The sequence below is a fragment of the Desulfosporosinus nitroreducens genome, from assembly GCF_023897015.1.
In the GTDB taxonomy this organism is placed as follows: domain Bacteria; phylum Bacillota; class Desulfitobacteriia; order Desulfitobacteriales; family Desulfitobacteriaceae; genus Desulfosporosinus; species Desulfosporosinus nitroreducens.
Genome location: NZ_JAMHFY010000025.1, coordinates 51207 through 68290, shown reverse-complemented (window position 1 = coordinate 68290; position 17084 = coordinate 51207). Strand labels below are relative to the sequence as shown.

Below are 17084 nucleotides of genomic sequence, written 5' to 3'. Positions count from 1 at the left end.
GTGAATACGAAAGTTCCGTGCACGGTGTGGAGCAGGGGAAAAAGTGGAGATCATATCAAAGCTTTACCTATTGCTATTTGTGTTGAGTCAAAGCCTTGGTATGAGCGGGTTTGATATGTGCATGTTCTTTTTGTGGTGACAGAGTGTGTACGGAAATATATGGAGCTGGATCGTTTTATTTAAACGATCTGGCTTTTTTGATTTTATTGGGTTATCTTTACTTTAGAGAAGGATGTGATGTAAAAGTGTAGAAATATTAGAGTGGAATGATTTGGCTGAAACTTTATCACTGATGACAGTAATCCCACGGGGCATGGCCCGCCTAACAATAATGTTCCCGGCACTTAGAGGATAAAATGCGAGGGTTGGGACGTGACATTGTGCGTAAATTTCATTTGAGTAATCATTAATTTGAGATGTGGGGAAAAGAATAATGGCACGTAGGTTGCTAAGCGAAGTACACCCAATATTCTACTTTTTATCGGTATGGTTTCGGAGATTGATAACATATTTAATGTGGAGCTTTGAGGGTAAACCGTTTGCTTCTCTAAAAAGTACCGAAAAGCTATCATACCGAGTGAAAAAACACCAGTCTGTACTGATTAGAAAACTCGGTGATACAGACATGCAGTTGCAACATAACAAGGTTATAAATCTTTCAATAGCGATTGAGCGGATTGATGGCATTATTATACGGCCTGGTGAAACATTTTCTTTTTGCAAACTAGTAGGACTTACAACTAAGCGTAAGGGATATTTACCGGGTATATTGTTGTCTTGTGGAGAAGCAAAGCCTGGCATTGGTGGCGGTATCTGTCAAATAGCTAACCTAATTCATTGGTTGGTTATTCATAGTCCTTTGACTGTTACTAAACGGTATCATCACAGTTTCGATCCTTTTCCAGATGACAGAAGGGTGTTGCCCTTTGGTAGTGGGGCAACCGTGTTTTATAACTATATAGACTATCAGTTTATGAACTGTACCCCATATACTTTTCAACTAAGACTTTGGCTTTCGGAGAAGTGCTTAGAAGGAGAACTGAGGGTCGATCAGAACCTAGACTTTGCTTATCATGTATTTGAGAAAGACCATCAGTTTTTAAAAATTGGGAATAAATATTTCCGGAAAAATGAAATATGGAGAAATAAAATAATCAAAAGGAAAAGCGGGGAAATATTAGAGACCGAATTAGTAACAAAGAATTTTGCTGAGATCAAATATGTCCCAGACGCATATGAGCAGACGGACGAAGTAATTTATGAAGGGCACAACATTACATAACAGTCTGTTCCCGCCACTAAAGCTCCTTTAGTAGTTTTTTTAATTTTAGAAGTTTAAATGATCTATATTATTTAGCCCGGAGATTTTAGTCTCCGGGCTAACTGACGTTACTGAAGTGGGAGCGGCGATGAAGCACGATCCACAAGATACATCAGGGATTGATAGCTGATTCCACTATGCAGGGAAAGTCCGATCTCACAGGTTCTGCTATTGGAATAACCTGAAGTGCACTCCTTGGGGAGGGAGGGTTTAAGTCCGGCTAAGGCAGAATAATTCAACTCTGGGAAGGAAAATCCTCGATCCCCTGCAAAGCCGCAGCAATGGACATCATCAGGCATAATCACCTTTTCCGCACAGGCTTCGGCCAGGGCTTTAAATTTATCGCTGATATGCATTTTAACCGAACTACAAGTCACGTGGACAGCTACCGTTTCCGGAACCTGTCTGAACTTTAAGTGACCCATTAAGAAATCGTGGGTGAACTCCACGGAATCATGAAGCTTAATCCCGGATTTAAAGGCACGCTTCATTCGATAGAGACAGGGACTGGTATCGCAGAGGATAGGATATTTGCCATTTTCACTGGCTTTGACCAGCACCTTTTCCAGTTGGTCACTCTTCTCATCAGCTATCTGAAAGAAACCTTTACTTTCCCAAGGCATACCGCAACATAAGTTAGCCATGTTCGGCGGGATGATGACTTCATAGCCGGCTTTGGTTAAGATGGACAGCATCACTTCATGGAGAGGCCTTTGATCCTTGTCTTGACGTGCAGGCCCCATAGAGCGGCTGATGCAACTGGGGAAATAGACCACCTTCAAGGGCTCCGCGCCGGGGGAGGCGACCTTCGCTGAACTTAAAGGTCCTGCTGCAGAACCGGATCTCGCCCGAGGAGCAGACCCTCGGCCAGGCATCCAAGGATTCCAGAGAGGAATCCGATTCTTCGTTACAAGGAAGGCCTTAGACCCAAGTTTATCCATCACCCCGGTTCCCAGGAGTGAATGAGCTACATCCACTGCCCCCAGTCCAAAGCGCATAAAGGTCGTTACCCCATTCATATTTTTGGCCAGACGTTGGGCAATAAAGTGTGTAGTGGAAGTAATGGCCTGGGAACGCAGATATTTGGAATTGTCGCCGGTATTAATGGACAACGGGCAGGCTTTGGCACAGAGTCCATCCGTAGCGCAGGTGGCATTTCCGGCATAGTCATAATCCTTCAGCAAGCGAGTTAACCGCTGTGGATCTTGGCCCGTCCTTTTAAGGTAGGAAATTTCACGCTGCAGAATAATCCGCATCCGTGGAGTCGTGGTCAAATTTTTGGAAGGACAGATATCCTGGCAGAAGCCGCAGTTGGTACACCGATCAATGGTTTCATGAGACTGAGGCATCATTTTTAAGTTTTCCAGATAAACATTCTTGTTGTCATTGATGATCACACCGGGATTTAGAAGACCATGGGGATCAAAGGCGGTTTTAATCCGTCTCATCAGCTGGTAGGCTTTGCTCCCCCATTCCAGTTCGACGAAGGGAGCCATATTCCGCCCGGTTCCATGCTCGGCTTTCAGGGAACCATTGTATTTCTTAACAACCAGTTCATTAACTTCCTTCATTAGACCCGAATACTGCTTGATTTCTTCCTCCGTCTCGAACTTCTGGGTAAAGATAAAGTGCCAGTTCCCATCTAGGGCATGTCCGTAGATAATGGCCTTATGGTAACCGAATTTATTAAGAATAGCTCGCAGGTCGATAGTGGCCTCGGCTAATCGTTCTAAGGGAAAGGCCACATCTTCGATAATCACAGCAGTCCCTTGTTCACGGATTCCACCCACGGCAGGAAAAATTCCTTTGCGTATTTTCCAGTAGGTTTCATACTCGGATTTTATCGAGGTAAAGTCAATGGGCAGAACCGTCGGTACGCTCTCCAGCCGTAATTTAACCTCTTTAATTCGTTGTTCCAATATCTCCCGATTCTCGGCCCGGACCTCCACCAGGAGGGAGGTCGCGTCTTCTGAGAGGGTTTTTAAATAATCAGGCATACCGGGCTCATCTTCCATGGTTCTAAGGGAAACTCGATCCATCATTTCCGCAGCGGATACTAAATCTCTATTAAGCTTCATCACGGCGCGGCAAGCATGGTCCATATCGGGATAAATGATTAAGGCCGAGGCTTTATGGTCATGTTCAAACACCGTTTTATAGGTAATCCGCGAGATAAACCCTAAAGTCCCTTCCGAACCGATCATGACATGCTTGATAATCTCAATAGGGTCCTCAAAGTCCACAAAGGCATTGATGCTGTAGCCTGTGGTATTCTTGATTTTATACTTCTTTTTAATCAGCTCAGTCAGCTCCGGATCGGCCTTTAGCTCGTCCCGAATGCCTTCTATTTGGCGGATAAGATCCGGTTTGCTTTGCAAAAAATCACGGCAAGAGGCAGGATCTGCCGTATCAAGCAGGGTTCCGTTATCGAAAATAAGGCGCATGTCTGCCACTGTTTTATAGCTGTTATCGGCAGTACCGCAGCACATGCCACTGGCATTGTTAGCTGCGATCCCTCCGATCATGCAGTGATCAATGGAGGCCGGGTCCGGTCCGATTTTGCGGCGATAAGATCTTAAGTAGCGGTTTGCCTCAACGCCAAGGATACCCGGTTCCAGGGAGATGGCCTTGCCGTCTTCATGAACCTCATAGTGCCGCCATGCTCCCTGGACCACCAGCAGGACGGAATCAGTTAAAGCCTGCCCCGATAAACTGGTCCCGGCACATCGGAAGGTAACCGGTGTATGTAAGGTTTGAGCAATTTTCAAAATCGCCGCCATTTCTTCATTAGTGACGACTTTAACAACCACCTTAGGGATTAAGCGATAAAAGCTGGCATCAATGCCATAGCCTAAGGTGAAAAAGGGGTCGATAAAGACTCGTTGCTCAGGAACGAAACGGATTATTTCCCTGTAGAAATCTTGATAAACTTTTGGGAGTGAGGGCAAATCCTTATTTTTCTGGGCGGGATTACGCGGGTCATGTGGATTTAAAGGATAAGACATGGGTTGTGTACCGCTGCGCCAATGAGTCAAATTAATCACGTCCTTTCTTGAAGGGTTATGCTTTAGTCTTTGCGGAGTTAATATGTATGATTCTTAATTATAATTGTTATTATAAAAATTTTCAAATAAATATTACTTTAAAGACATTATAAGGTGATATCTATTCTGTGTACTCTGCTGGACAAAAGGGAATTATCAACCCTATTATCATTCTAAACAGCTATAGTAAAAACAAAGTAAAAAAACAGAAATACAAAATCAATACAAAATAATGCACCTGCAATCCTGTTCGCGTGTCTTGTGTTTCATAAACAAAAATTAATTTTTATCATACGTCGTTTTTGATAGTTTCCAGATATTTACCTGCAGGGCGCAAGGGATTGGGTCCGTGTTCTGAAAAAGCTGGGGCACAAAATATTGGAGTGGGGGAAGGGGAAATGAGGAAATTGGGGACTGATGTAAGAAGAACCCTGTGCAGCGGCAGCAAGGTTCTTATAGATGGCCAGGCATGTCCAACAAATCGACAGCGCTGTCGATTTGTTGGACATGCCTGGTATGAGCTTGTCACACTCTTAAGTCCGGATACATATTCTGTGAATAAAATTTGAACTTCACCCAGGCACTTATTCTCCTCGGAGTCCCGGAAGAGGTCAGGAGTGAGTTCATTGCCGAGCTGGATATCGATAATATACGGAGAATGAGCAGGCATAAGATTCCTACATCCAACAGGCAGAACAAACAAAGGCTCTCCCAGATACAACCTAAAAATGATCGCCGAAAAGTAATCAAGAGAACCTTTATAAGCGGCTATTCATAAGCATTTAGTCAACTGGCAAAATGGATCAGTTTAATATTATTTTCCCTGGACTAGGTGCTTTGCATAAATTTTTAGCGTTTCCATCATTTCGCAATTTGGACAGACATTAATTTGTTCTATAGAATTCCCATTATCATACTCCTGCTCGCATTTCGGGCATATAGGGCATTTCTGATCTTCACTCATTACACATTCCCACTTTCTTATTTCTTTAATAACTGCTCATGTATATCCTGAATCATGTTTTATAGATAGGAAGTTCTTTGTACCTCTAAATATAGTATGCTCCAATAAGAGATTCACCCACAACAATGTAAATCCCTTCCGGTCTTTTAAAAAGGACAGTTTATTGGACAAAAAACTCATGTATCATCAAGGTATCAATTGGAGTTTGCCGGAAACCGGGAGCAGCAATCTTCAAGTGGAATTATTGTCTCAACGGGGCTGGGATCAACTGGCTGGTTAAAAAGTGTAATTTCAGGGGCTTCAAATATTGTTAATTATTTATCAGGAAAAGAATTTAATTTTCAAAGGGAAATCCAATTAAATTGGAACAATGACTACTTGTATTATTCAGTGCGTGAACCTTTCCCGCGTAAGACTTCTCAGACAAATCTCGTTTTTGGGAAAATAACGAAAGACTGCCCACTGAGGATATTTTCATTGATGCCGGAGAATGGCGTGATATTCAGTGATGGCATCGAAAACGATTTTGTCCAATTTAATTCAGGTATCGAGGCCACTGTCACTCTTGCTGAGAAAAAAGGTCATTTAATCGTGTGAATAGAGTGAAGAAATGGTGAGTAGGTATTTGCATGTTTCCTTGGGCTATGCACGTTGAGACGGTTGTACTTCTTTCCCACAAAAATGCTGACACACATATCAACGTAAATGTGGAGTCGAGTCCTAGTGTAAGCAGAGAATTGCTGACAGGGAATCCAGTGGATTTTCTGATCACGCTCATTGCAGAGAGGAATCATGCGGATGAGCTGTTCTATTTCACCTTCTGTGTGTTCATTCTCCGGATAAAATATATTATCTGCCGGGATACGCAGAGTACGAATAATTTTGCAAAGCCAATACCATTCTACAGTTCAGGTAAAGAAAGTGGAACGTATTGTTAGTTCTTGTTTTATAAGAACTAAGTATGAAAATGCTTACACTGACAACAATTTGAATTGACAATTAATTATGCTGTGCTAGAATATGAATGAATACACAATTATTCATTCACGAGTTGGAGGTTAGGAAAATGGAAGATAAAAAAGCTGATATTTTTAATTGCGGAAAAGAGTTATTCAGTTCCAAAGGATTTAAAGATACCAATGTTTCCGATATTACAAAAATGGCTGGAATGGCGGTAGGTACATTTTATAATTATTACTCATCAAAAGAGAAGCTTTTTATTGAAATTTATTTAAAAGAAAATAAGAAACTAAAAAGAAGTATCATGGAATCGATTGACTTGGATGGTGATCCCGTAAAAGTTGCTAAAGAAGCAATCACGTTAAACCTAAAAGGTATGAACACTAACCCGATATTAAGGGAATGGTATAACAGAGATCTTTTTAGTAAGTTAGAGAAGGAATTTTATCAAGAAGGAGGAATAGCAGGGGTCTATGAATTGATGAATAGTAGTACAGCAGAATTAATTAAAAAATGGAAAGTAGAAAAGAAAATTAGGAACGATTTGGATGATGCGTTTATACTTAGTCTATTTAATTCAGTACCTTATATTGAGATCCATAAGGAGGAAATTGGTATTTGCCATTTTCCGCAGATTATTGATTACCTAGTGGAGTTTATAATGAAAGGGCTGACTGATTTTCAAAAATAGAAGAATTACAATCAAGATTTTTTTACACTAAAATGAATGAATTCAATAATAAATTCGTTCAAAGTTCTGTCGTTTAATTTGAGGAATTTAGCCATTGTTTTAATATATTGAGATCAGGTAATTCGTGTATCCACATGTGAATGAATTCAAAAATATTCATTCGAGAAGATATACTTAGTAGAATTACAAATCTCCTGAATGAGAAGCCATTAGAAATGTTTGGAGAAAAGCAGAATATAAAAATATTAAAGAGGAGCAAGCGTATGAAAACATTAATTATTTACAAATCATATCACAAAATGAACACGGAGAAGATTGCTAAAGTCATGGCACAAGAAATGAATGCTAAACTTGCAAAGGTTGAAAACGTTATGCCGGAAGATTTAGTAGAGTACGACCTGATTGGTTTCGGATCAGGTATCTACGGCTCAAAATTTCATAAAACAGTATATGAGTTTCTTGAGAAGATGCCCAGTATGAACAAAAAAGCATTCGTTTTTTTCACATCAGCTGAATTTGGAGAGAAACATCTAATGAAAGAGAAACTTTCAGAAAAAGGCTGTACCGTCATCGGCGAGTTTAACTGTTCTGGCGAATACAGCCCATTTGGATTCAATTTGAACTGCAAAAGCAAACTGGCATTTATTGGAGGTAGAGAAAAGGGACATCCCGATGAGAGAGACAAGGAGCGTGCTCGTATGTTTGCTAATGGTCTTTTGAATTTGTAATTGAAAGAATAAAATTTCTGAAAGGAGACTGGAAAGTGAAAATTAAATTTAATAAGAAAGTACTAATAATTGTGATTGGAGTGATAGTAATTATGAGTTTATTGGGATTAGGAGTATTATCTTCGTACAGAGAAATTAAAGAAGAGAAATGCTTTACCATGGAAGAGATTAATGAAATACAGGTAACTATGTCAAGTGCACCTGTTCATATTATAAGAACGAAAGCAAGTAAAGAGGTGAAGGTTCAACTTCATGGAAAAGCAAAGCAGGAGATAAAACTTGCAGCTGAAATCGATAATAAGACAGTTGTTGTAGGAGCAAAGCGTAAGTACGAATTACCAATACCTGAAGATTTGTTTTTGGATATATATATTCCAGAGGAATATGGGGGGAATCTTTCGATTAAAACGTCCGCAGGTATAGTTAAGTTAGATTCTTTTAATTTAGCAAGTTTTATACTTAATACCTCATCTGGTGGACTGGAAGCTGAACAACTGAATGCCGAAAAAGTTTCCATAAATACTTCATCAGGAAAACTTAAAATAAAGAGATTAGATGTAGCAGAATTAAAAATAAAAGGCTCATCATCAGAAATTAACATCGATGAGTGTATTACTAAAGAGGCTAGAATGGAGATTTCTTCGGGTAGCGTTACCTTGAAAAATAGTAGTGGAAACTTTGATTTAAAAGGGACTGCGGGAGACGTCCTAATAGCCCACAAGGAGTTTGAGAATCAGAACATAAATATAGAAACTACAGCAGGTAATGTTACTTTAGAGCTTCCGGAAACTGCTGAGTTTTTGGTTGAAGCCAAAACTTCCAGTGGCAAATTCCAATCTGATTTTCCTATTAACACAACTGACAAAAAAGATATAAAGGGACAAATAGGAACGAAAGATAATAAAATATCGCTTAAAACCTCATCGGGAAGTATTAATATATTAAAAAAGTAAAGTTACTTAATATTAAGGTGGAATAAAATATAACGACGTAGCTTTATCACATAAAAATGAGCTATATAGATCAAGTAAGAATGAAAAATAATATGAAAACTGTATCTATTAAACCATTGAAAATTTATTTGATGTTTACCTTAGGTTTGAGCATTCTGTGCATCAATGTTTCGTTGCGGGGAAAGGGCACGAGACTTTGCTATAGCCAATTCCTTATGAAGATGCACAGCCATAAATACAGTAATAACGGCAGAGATAACATCAGAAATCGGTTGTGCATAAAGAATGCCACTTATACCCCAAATCATCGGGAGAATTAGAATGATGGGTACAAAGCAAATTCCCTGTCTGCAAGCACCAAGGATAAAACCTTCTTTCGCTTTTCCCAGCACAAGGAAAAGTGATGAATATACAGTATAGAAACCAAAAAGCAGGAAAGAAAAACCGTTTGCTCTCAATGCTGTTTGACCGACATTGATCATTTCAATATCGCCTTTTGTAAATTGAGAAATGATTGTTGTGGGGAATAAAGCCATTACTAATCCAAAGATTACACAAAATATCGTTGACCATGTTATGGAAGTTTTGATTGCTTCATGTAAGCGTTCGTATTTTTTTGCCCCATAGCTATATCCTGCGATTGGCTGGAAGCCTTTAATAAATCCGAATACCATCAGACTTCCCATAGAAATAATTCTTGTTACGGCACCCATTCCGGCAATCACAGAATCTCCATATTCTTTTGCTTGCATATTGATAAGCGTAATAGAAAGACTGGTCAACAACTGGAATACCAGCGTAGGAATACCTATTTTCAAGATTTCAGACATAATTTCTTTTGAAAAACAGCATTCCTTAATACTAAAACTGAAGACACTTTTTTTCCTAAGTACATAGCACAAATATACCAATGTAGAAACAATCTGTGAAATGGCTGTAGCGATTGCAGCACCAGCTATACCTAAATTCAGGACATAGATAAAGATTGGGTCTAAAATCATATTCAGCACAGCACCTGTCAGCAATGCACACATAGTGGTTTTGGCAGCGCCTTCGCTTGTCACGATATTATTCATTGTGACATTAAATACGTTAAAGATAGATGAAATTACATAAATACTTGCATAAGTTACTGCATAGGGCAATATGCTCTCAGTTGCACCTAAAAGTTTCAGAATTGGATTTAGAAAAATGATAGTGCAGATAATAACTACCGCCCCAATAAAAATACTGCTGTATAGGGCGGTACTGGCAACTTTGTTTGCGGTTTCTTTTTCCCCACGCCCTAATAATCTGGAAATATAGGATGCAGCGCCATTTCCGAATAACAGACCTAATCCTACGAAAACCTGCCCAAGAGGAAATGCGACAGTGATCGCACCCATCTGACTGGTTCCCAGTCCTCCGACAAAGTAAGCATCTACCAGATTGTATAACGCATTGATCATCATACCAATCATGGTAGGGAGTCCCAGTGCTAAAAGCGCTTTTGGTATTGGTGCACTTCCCAGCAATTCCATTTTCTTGTTACTTCCATTCATGATTAACTCTCCTTTCTCTTGACACGAGATGTAATTTATAGTACTATAAATTATAGCATGAAGCAAACAGTACTATAATTTATAGTATTTGTCAAGAGCGAAAAAGGAGGGCAATATGGCAACAATAGATTTGATTGTATTAGGGATATTGAAAAAAGAATCTTTAAGTGCCTACGATATTCAAAAATTAGTAGAGTACCGCAACATATCTAAGTGGGTGAAAATTAGTACCCCCTCAATATATAAAAAAGTAATTCAGTTGGAGGAAAAAGGCTACATTGAAAGCGATATCGTAAAAGAGGGAAAAATGGCCGAGAAGGCTGTCTATTCTTTAACAGGTGATGGAGAAATAGAATTTGAAAAATTAATGATAGGAATTTCTTCTCAGCCAATTAATATTTTTCTGGATTTTAATGCTGTAATAGTAAATTTGACCAGCCTTACACCGGAAAATCAAAAATCGTGTTTAACAAATATTGAAGATAACGTGAAAATTCTAAAGTCGTATATGGAAGAAAACATTAGTATGAAAGAAAATATGCCAGAGATTCCCGAAACAGGAATGGCTGTCTTACAACAACAGTTTATATTGGCTCAAGCAATCGAAACATGGATTGCTTCACTGAAAGAAGGTTTTGAAAACCATTAATTAAAGTGCCAGCCTCTAATTAATAATGCGAAACAACTGAATATGTTAGTTATCAAAGAGCCAGACGCAAAGACCAGAGCCGATAATTTGTGAGAGATACCACTCACGATTATCGGCTCTTTTAATTTTATAAAACACATAAATTAGAGCGCGGCGCGTTAAGGATGCTGCGCCCTACGAAATTTGTAAAATGAGAAATTCAGGACATGACAAGTCATCTCCATATTGACAACACTCTAAATATGGTATTAAACTGCCGTAGATATTAAATGTACTACTATCAAAACACTAAATAAATATGGAGGGACGATATTTAAAACGCTTTGCAGACAGAGAAGAAATGGTTGTTGTGGACATCTATGAAGATGCCGGAAAATCAGGAAAATCTATCGAAGGTAGACCAGCTTTTAAACAAATGCTATCTGATATTGAAAATGGCTTACAGATAGAATACATATTAGTATTAATTGAGGCAATCAGAGAATTGGTCAGCAACGAGACATTTGCAAAGGAAGTCAAATCGAGAATAGGCACCTCAGATTGATACAACAACAATTGATTATCTTTGTGGATGCTAGACACTCGGTAGATTGGCATGTGGGGCGCTTTACTGAGATGTGCGAGAGGCTTCACGCATACACAGAACGGTGTGTTTTTAGTTTTGTTGACGCATATAAGAGCATAAGCGATAGATACCGGGCCATGTCGCATAATGAGATGATTGCCATAGCATCCCATTTTTCAAGAATTGCCCAAAAACATAACATTGCCCTTTTATCTTACAACAAACACACAGACTTGATTGAAATAATATGAGTGGAGATTATTATGGAACCAATTTTAAATGAATCAAGGCAAATCTACATTTCTAAAATAAATGCTGTACAGGACTATATTGAAAACCATCTGGATGACGAAGTCAGTATTCAGCAACTTGCAGAGGTGGCCTCCTTTTCTGAATATCATTTTCAAAGAATTTTTAAGCAAATCACAGGTGAAAGCTTATACAGCTTTGTTAAGAGACTTCGCTTGGAAAAAACAATTTTTCTTCTAAGAAGTAGTAATCTGCTTACGATACAGGATATTGCACTTGCAGTGGGCTTTTCGAATCAGGCATCCTTTGCAAAAGCATTAAAGGAAAGATATGGAATGAGCGCAAGTAAAATCCGAAAAATGGATGATTGGGAAATGAAGCATTTGATCAATGAACTTCGCACGAATGGAAAAGTATCAAAGAAAGAAATGTATTACAATATCCCTATAGAACTCGCAATACAATCAATTGAACCGATTAAAGTGCTGTATACCAGATATACAGGTGCGTATAAAGGTAATTCTGATTTGTTCATGAAGCTTTTTACCAAGCTATATAGCTTTGCGAGCAGAAAAAAATTGGTTAATCAGGAGACAAGATGGTTTGCTGTATATCATGATTATGGTGATTTAACGGAGGAAGAAAAACTTAGGGTGAGTGTATGCATGTCTATTGAAAATGATGTGGTAAGTCAAGGCCAGTTTGGTTGTATGGAGCTTGCGGGTGGGAAATATGCTATTGGCAGATTTTTGCTGGAAACTGATGAGTATCAAGGCGCTTGGGACTATATGGTTTCAAAATGGCTGCCGGAGAGCGGCTTTGTTCCCGATGACAGATTGTGTTTTGAGTATTATCCGCCACAGAACTATGAAAATGATAGCCTGAGGAGGATGGTTGAGATATTCATTCCCATAACTCCTCTATAGGAAGGGTGGATATCAGGTGAAGAAAATTGAATTTCAAGCAATAGGAGATTATGAGTTAATTTCAAAGAATGAAAAAGCAAGCAAGCTAATTAAGGTTACCATAAAAAGGGAATTAAAAAATGCTTTGCTAAAATTAGGGCATTTTAGCCATTGCGTTTTATTTACAAGGGAAGATAGTGAAATTTACTCTTACGTTTTAAAAATTATAGAAATCAAGGAAAGAATCGGAGAAATGTTTCTTGAAGCCGATGAAAAGCTTAAAGCTATTAAGGGTGACCTGATAGATATTAAACCCTACTTTCCTTGTGAAGAGATTGCAGAAGGTTATAAAAAGGAGAATCGCCAAGAAAATGAAGTTTTTACTTCATTCTTATTCAAAGGAAATCCAATTGGACAATATCTGTTTGTAAATAATTATGGGATGATTAGTTTCAAGAATCAGAAAATATAGCAGCAAGAGAAATAACTGAGTCAATAGAGAGAATACAAACAGGTGATTTTTTGAGAGTAATATGGTGGTTTCATAAGTTTGATGACCAAAGGTACCGTCGTCATTTAATGTGTAATCCGCCCTATGAAAATGCTCCGAGGTGTGGGGTGTTTGCCACAAGGTCGCCTGTAAGACCAAATCCCTTAGCGTCCACTATCGTAAAAGTCAAATCTACTGATCCTTATAATCAGTGTATATCAGTTTTAGGCTTTGATGGCTTTGAGCATTCAGTGATTTTGCAAGTTATGCCATACCAAGAGAAAGCTTTCAGTGAGATAAAAGTACCGGAATGGGTTGGACATTGGACAAATTATAAAGTGTTTCCTGATATTCCGGAAATAAATAACATCTCAGATAAAACCAAAAAGCTCACATGTGATAATGAAGTAGACTATTGTGAAGAACTTGAAAGCGAAGAATATTTCGAACATGAATATATGGGTTCTAATGAGATCATTGTTGAAAACGTATCTATTCACAACTTGAAAGATATTACTGTAAGGATTCCAAAGGAAAAAATAACCGTCATAACCGGGGTTAGTGGAAGCGGAAAGTCAAGTCTTGCTTTTGATACCATTTATCATGAAAGTCAAAAGCAGTTTATGGATTTGATTGCGTCAAATTCTCTCCTAGGAACTGATTTGAAAGATTCTATGGTTAAGAGAATTGCGGGTCTTCAACCGTCAATAGCAATTGAACAGAAAAATTTAGGGACAAATCCCAGATCAACCGTTGCTTCAGTAACGAGAATTGGAGAGTATTTACGGTTGCTATTTTCTACAATCGGGGAGAGGGTTTGCCCTAATTGTAAGGCAATTGTTGCGGAGAATAATGTATGCAATAACTGTGGCACGATTTTCTTTACACTTACGCCGGCATTGTTTAATTACAATCACCCTGAGTATATGTGTCCCGTTTGTAAAGGATTTGGCGAGGAGCTTCAAGTTGATATTGATTTGATTGTTACTAATTCGGAATTATCCATTTTAGACGGTGCATCTGTTTGGTGGGGAAACCTTAGAAAACATCGAGAGAAGCCGAATGCTAACTGGATGAAAGGAGCAGTATTGGCACTGGCGGCAGATATGAACGAAGACTTGGAAGTGCCGTTTAAAGATTTGTCAGAATCATTCAAGCAGCAGATATTCTATGGAAGCAATAGAAGAAAAGTGACTTTGAGGTATGAGAATACTAATGGAAGGAATGGTACAATATCAAGACCTGTCGAAGGCGTGGTCAACATACTGCAGCGACTATTGGTTGACAATAATGCACCAAAATCAATGGACCATATTGAACGATTTGTTGTAAATAAAAAATGCAGTAGGTGTAAAGGTGAGAGGTTGCTTGAGGAAGGTCGGCTAGTAAGGATTAGTAATACAAGGTATCCCGAAGCTACTATGATGAACATTACTGAGCTAAAAAAGTGGTGCCATTCTACCTACAGCAACTTGGATAAGATTAAAAGGGAAAAATGTAGAGTTATTTTAACCAAGATTATTAGCAGACTGAAAAAGCTTGAGCAAGTGGGACTTGGGTACATCAATCTGGATAGGAGCATTCCTTCATTGTCAGGAGGAGAAGCGCAAAGACTGAAAATAGCAACCCAACTTGGCTTAGGTCTCTCGAATATTCTATATATCATGGACGAGCCTTCCAAAGGATTGCATCCAAAGGATTTTCAATTTTTGATTGAAACCATCAAAGATTTGAAAAAGCAAAAAAATACAATCATTATAGTAGAACATAAAAAAGAGTTTATTCAGATGGCGGATTATCTGGTAGAAATCGGACCGGGGGCTGGACATTATGGTGGTCGGTTATTGCGTGCAGAATCGGTTGAAAATAATAAGCCCTGGGTTTTTAATAATTTTGATTATGTCATTAAGTGTGATGCCGTTGAAGTAGATGAAAAACTTATACTTAAAGGTGTTAGAACAAACAATTTGAAAAATGTTGATGTATCCTTACCTCTTACAAAATTCATTGGTGTTATAGGTGTGAGCGGATCAGGAAAGAGCAGTTTGATTTCAAAAACACTTTATCCTGCTATGATGAAGGAACTTGGTAAGAGCGCAGAAGCAATTGGACAATATGATAGTTTGATTGGAGTGAATCATATTTCTGGCATATACTATGTCAGTCAAAGGGCTATTGGAAAGAATTCAAGATCAACCCCTGGTACATATACCGGAGTATTCGATTTAATAAGAGATTATTATGCAAAAATAAGTGATGCCAAACAAGCAAAGCTTACGAAAGAACACTTTAGCTTTAATAGTGCAAAAGGACAGTGCGACGAGTGTAAAGGAGCTGGTGAAATAGCTATACCGATGCATTTTATGCCTGATATTTATATTACCTGCAATAAATGCAATGGAAAAAGATATCAAGAACCGGTACTGAAAATTGAATATAAGGGGCACTCCATTGCAGACTTGCTTGATATGGAAATTGGTGAAGTTAAAGAAATATTCAAAAATGAATCAAGCATATATAGAATACTGGATATGCTTTGCAAGGTGGGACTTTCATACATCAAATTAGGGCAAAGTGCTGCAACCTTATCCGGTGGTGAAGCTCAGAGGATCAAGCTTGCGAAAGAGCTTTGTGACGGCAAAGCAAAAGATACGATTTACATTCTGGATGAGCCTACTACGGGGCTTCATGATGATGATGTCGATAAGCTGTGCTATATTATTCGTGAACTTACCTCAAAAGGTGCGACAGTTGTTGTTATAGAACACAATCCGAGGATCATCAGTCAAGCCGATTATATCATCGAAATGGGTCCCAAAGGTGGAGACCTTGGGGGATATGTAGTGAGGGAAGGCTGGTTGATGACGTAGTCTATTCAGCACATTGCTTTTCCCGAAACTCATAAGGCAATTGCTTAGGACAATGATTATTAATAGTATTGCAACTGGTTGTATAGAGATAGCCATTATTCACCTCAAGCAAAGATTAGTGTTTTAAGGGTTGATAGATAAGATCCCTTTAGCATTCCTCTAAAGCACTCTACAATAGACCGTTGCGCCATCTGTTTTTTTCATGGGGGGTCTCCTTTATTGGATTATGCAGCAAGACTAAGGCAGGCGGGAGTACCTACGGAATTTCATTTGTGTAAGCCCATGCGGCAGGAGCATAAGAGGCTATGTTTTTTCTTTTCAAAGGGCTGTGTGAAACAAAAGTTTCGACACAGCCCCATCCAAGAGTGAGAGGGCATTATTCTTCCGGTTCTTCCACTAACTCCGTACTATCACGCAAAATCACGGTATTGAGCGGCTTTTCCGAAAGACCGAATAGGGCGGCAGCAACCTCGTGGAGGGATCCATGATCAGCATCGGGCCTCACGTAGTTTAAGCTCTTTTGCTTGATTTGGGGACCGCCGGCAGGTGTCAACCCGTCTTCATATTTCAGCACTAAGGTTGAAGTTAACGGCTTATCCATGATAGGCATCTCTTTTCCCTCCCCTCTTGATCCAGAGGCCGATGGATTCGGCATGGTTGTATATAATATGGATATGCTTGTACTATGGTTACTGTAGGGAAGCATCTTTGTCCAAACCGAATTTTTTTTGGCGCTATAGTCCTCACGCTTGTCTGGGGGCTCGGCATATCCTATAGCGGTATCTGAAAAGACATTCCGCAAAAGGATAGGACGCCGGTATGAGGATGGAAATTTGTAAGCTGCGAATTTAATAATATTTTTTGTGGCGCGGAAATATATTTCTTTGTAATGCTAGATCGTCTTTTTTGGGACGGTCTAACCCTTTTTCTTTTGACAAACACAAAGATTTGAAGGTTTCTCTAACCAAAAGAGACAGGCGGTAAAAGCATTTCCTTGAGATTGCTTGAGTTTTCTCAAAGTCTTTAGAATTTATTTATAAGCCACTTAAATAACGGCGTTTTGGAGCAGAACATCATCCTTGTTTATAACTTCGTCGGGGCGCTGGATTAATCACCGCCTTTAATGCAAGGCTTGATTGGAGTATCCTTGGTAT

At 39.0% G+C, this 17084-nt stretch carries 16 protein-coding genes and 1 pseudogene; 14 read left to right on the top strand and 3 right to left on the bottom strand.

Annotated features, from left to right (window positions below):
* Positions 1-433: 433 nt before the first annotated feature.
* Positions 434-1282, top strand: coding sequence for a VanW family protein (locus M8E35_RS21060; RefSeq protein WP_252472126.1), 849 nt, complete (start codon positions 434-436; stop codon positions 1280-1282).
* A gap of 107 nt (positions 1283-1389) precedes the next feature.
* On the opposite strand, the gene M8E35_RS21055 is transcribed toward M8E35_RS21060, so the two are convergent.
* A complete protein-coding gene (locus M8E35_RS21055) occupies positions 1390-4356 on the bottom strand; it encodes an FAD-binding and (Fe-S)-binding domain-containing protein (RefSeq protein ID WP_252472114.1) in 2967 nt (988 codons plus the stop codon).
* A 407-nt stretch (positions 4357-4763) separates the two neighbouring features.
* Between M8E35_RS21055 and M8E35_RS21050 the strand changes: the two genes are divergently transcribed.
* From M8E35_RS21050 to M8E35_RS21020, 7 genes and pseudogenes are all read left to right on the top strand, one after another.
* Complete coding sequence (locus M8E35_RS21050; protein ID WP_252472112.1) at positions 4764-4934, top strand: hypothetical protein; 171 nt, start codon at positions 4764-4766, stop codon at positions 4932-4934.
* Positions 4928-5009, top strand: a pseudogene (locus tag M8E35_RS27205) (DUF3102 domain-containing protein); the annotation flags it as partial. The gene M8E35_RS21050 and the pseudogene M8E35_RS27205, both read left to right, overlap by 7 nt.
* A gap of 518 nt (positions 5010-5527) precedes the next feature.
* Positions 5528-5926, top strand: coding sequence for a hypothetical protein (locus M8E35_RS21040; protein WP_252472099.1), 399 nt, complete (start codon positions 5528-5530; stop codon positions 5924-5926).
* Between the two features lie 32 nt (positions 5927-5958).
* Positions 5959-6267 carry a hypothetical protein gene (locus tag M8E35_RS21035; RefSeq protein WP_252472097.1) on the top strand — a complete coding sequence of 103 codons (309 nt, stop codon included), beginning with the start codon at positions 5959-5961 and terminating at the stop codon, positions 6265-6267.
* A gap of 128 nt (positions 6268-6395) precedes the next feature.
* Entirely contained in the window at positions 6396-6980 is a 585-nt protein-coding gene (locus tag M8E35_RS21030; protein ID WP_252472096.1) for a TetR/AcrR family transcriptional regulator, read from the top strand.
* Positions 6981-7243: 263 nt separating this feature from the next.
* Positions 7244-7708: a flavodoxin domain-containing protein gene (locus M8E35_RS21025; protein WP_252472094.1), complete on the top strand. Its 465-nt coding sequence runs from the start codon at positions 7244-7246 to the stop codon at positions 7706-7708.
* Between the two features lie 35 nt (positions 7709-7743).
* Entirely contained in the window at positions 7744-8661 is a 918-nt protein-coding gene (locus M8E35_RS21020; RefSeq protein WP_252472093.1) for a DUF4097 family beta strand repeat-containing protein, read from the top strand.
* Positions 8662-8801: 140 nt separating this feature from the next.
* On the opposite strand, the gene M8E35_RS21015 is transcribed toward M8E35_RS21020, so the two are convergent.
* On the bottom strand, positions 8802-10202 hold the full coding sequence (locus M8E35_RS21015) for an MATE family efflux transporter (RefSeq protein WP_252472091.1): 1401 nt from the start codon (positions 10200-10202) through the stop codon (positions 8802-8804).
* Positions 10203-10317: 115 nt separating this feature from the next.
* Between M8E35_RS21015 and M8E35_RS21010 the strand changes: the two genes are divergently transcribed.
* The 6 genes from M8E35_RS21010 (at position 10318) to M8E35_RS20985 (ending at position 15930) form a co-directional block, all read left to right on the top strand.
* A complete protein-coding gene (locus M8E35_RS21010) occupies positions 10318-10851 on the top strand; it encodes a PadR family transcriptional regulator (protein WP_252472089.1) in 534 nt (177 codons plus the stop codon).
* A gap of 298 nt (positions 10852-11149) precedes the next feature.
* A complete protein-coding gene (locus tag M8E35_RS21005; protein ID WP_373887471.1) occupies positions 11150-11395 on the top strand; it encodes a recombinase family protein in 246 nt (81 codons plus the stop codon).
* A 23-nt stretch (positions 11396-11418) separates the two neighbouring features.
* A complete protein-coding gene (locus M8E35_RS21000; RefSeq protein ID WP_309446492.1) occupies positions 11419-11667 on the top strand; it encodes a DUF1848 family protein in 249 nt (82 codons plus the stop codon).
* A 12-nt stretch (positions 11668-11679) separates the two neighbouring features.
* Entirely contained in the window at positions 11680-12591 is a 912-nt protein-coding gene (locus M8E35_RS20995; protein ID WP_252472086.1) for an AraC family transcriptional regulator, read from the top strand.
* Positions 12592-12607: 16 nt separating this feature from the next.
* On the top strand, positions 12608-13042 hold the full coding sequence (locus M8E35_RS20990; RefSeq protein WP_252472084.1) for a hypothetical protein: 435 nt from the start codon (positions 12608-12610) through the stop codon (positions 13040-13042).
* Positions 13039-15930 (top strand): TrmO family methyltransferase domain-containing protein, encoded by a 2892-nt coding sequence (locus tag M8E35_RS20985; protein ID WP_309446491.1) that lies wholly within the window; start codon positions 13039-13041, stop codon positions 15928-15930. Before M8E35_RS20990 ends, M8E35_RS20985 begins: the two co-directional genes overlap by 4 nt.
* 376 nt (positions 15931-16306) lie before the next feature.
* Here the strand turns inward: M8E35_RS20985 and M8E35_RS20980 are convergent, their stop codons facing one another.
* Positions 16307-16540, bottom strand: coding sequence for a DUF1659 domain-containing protein (locus tag M8E35_RS20980; RefSeq protein WP_252472128.1), 234 nt, complete (start codon positions 16538-16540; stop codon positions 16307-16309).
* Positions 16541-17084: the final 544 nt, after the last annotated feature.

Excerpts from the sequence above, each read along its gene's own strand:
- M8E35_RS21060 (WP_252472126.1), top strand. The coding sequence starts at position 434 with ATGGCACGTAGGTTGCTAAGCGAAGTACACCCAATATTCTACTTTTTA.
- M8E35_RS21050 (WP_252472112.1), top strand. The coding sequence starts at position 4,764 with ATGAGGAAATTGGGGACTGATGTAAGAAGAACCCTGTGCAGCGGCAGC.
- M8E35_RS21035 (WP_252472097.1), top strand. The coding sequence starts at position 5,959 with ATGTTTCCTTGGGCTATGCACGTTGAGACGGTTGTACTTCTTTCCCAC.
- M8E35_RS21030 (WP_252472096.1), top strand. The coding sequence starts at position 6,396 with ATGGAAGATAAAAAAGCTGATATTTTTAATTGCGGAAAAGAGTTATTC.
- M8E35_RS21025 (WP_252472094.1), top strand. The coding sequence starts at position 7,244 with ATGAAAACATTAATTATTTACAAATCATATCACAAAATGAACACGGAG.
- M8E35_RS21015 (WP_252472091.1), bottom strand. The coding sequence starts at position 10,202 with ATGAATGGAAGTAACAAGAAAATGGAATTGCTGGGAAGTGCACCAATA.
- M8E35_RS21010 (WP_252472089.1), top strand. The coding sequence starts at position 10,318 with ATGGCAACAATAGATTTGATTGTATTAGGGATATTGAAAAAAGAATCT.
- M8E35_RS21005 (WP_373887471.1), top strand. The coding sequence starts at position 11,150 with ATGGAGGGACGATATTTAAAACGCTTTGCAGACAGAGAAGAAATGGTT.
- M8E35_RS20995 (WP_252472086.1), top strand. The coding sequence starts at position 11,680 with ATGGAACCAATTTTAAATGAATCAAGGCAAATCTACATTTCTAAAATA.
- M8E35_RS20980 (WP_252472128.1), bottom strand. The coding sequence starts at position 16,540 with ATGCCTATCATGGATAAGCCGTTAACTTCAACCTTAGTGCTGAAATAT.